Genomic DNA, 646 nt, shown 5'->3' on the forward strand with positions numbered 1-646 from the left:
AAGCGCGTGCTAAGTGGGAAAGGATGTGGAGTTGCACAGACAACCAGGAGGTTGGCTTAGAAGCAGCCACCCTTGAAAGAGTGCGTAATAGCTCACTGGTCAAGTGATTCCGCGCCGACAATGTAACGGGGCTCAAGCACGCCACCGAAGTTGTGGCATTGACATTAGTGGTAGGCCTTCGTGGTCCAGCCGTGTTGATGGGTAGGAGAGCGTCGTGTGGCGAGTGAAGCGGCGGTGTGAACCAGCCGTGGATGCCACACGAGTGAGAATGCAGGCATGAGTAGCGAAAGACGGGTGAGAAACCCGTCCTCCGGAAGACCAAGGGTTCCAGGGTCAAGCTAATCTTCCCTGGGTAAGTCGGGACCTAAGGCGAGGCCGACAGGCGTAGTCGATGGACAACGGGTTGATATTCCCGTACCGGCGAAGAACCGCCCAAGACAATCCAGTAGTGCTAAGTATCTGAATCCCTTTGATGGATCCCTTCGGGGTGAAGCGTTGGGCCTAGCGTACGACCCCGTGCTGGTGCGTTTAGCGTATTAACAGGTGTGACGCAGGAAGGTAGCCGAGCCGGGCGATGGTTGTCCCGGTCTAAGGATGTAGGGCGAACGATAGGCAAATCCGTCGTTCATATAGCCTGAGATCTGAT

General features: G+C 55.9%; 1 rRNA gene. It reads left to right on the plus strand.

Annotated elements, in window-relative coordinates:
• Positions 1-646, plus strand: a 23S ribosomal RNA gene (locus C5C30_RS17285); the annotation flags it as partial.

This window comes from Rathayibacter sp. AY2B5 (assembly GCF_002931645.1).
In the GTDB taxonomy this organism is placed as follows: Bacteria; Actinomycetota; Actinomycetes; order Actinomycetales; family Microbacteriaceae; genus Rathayibacter.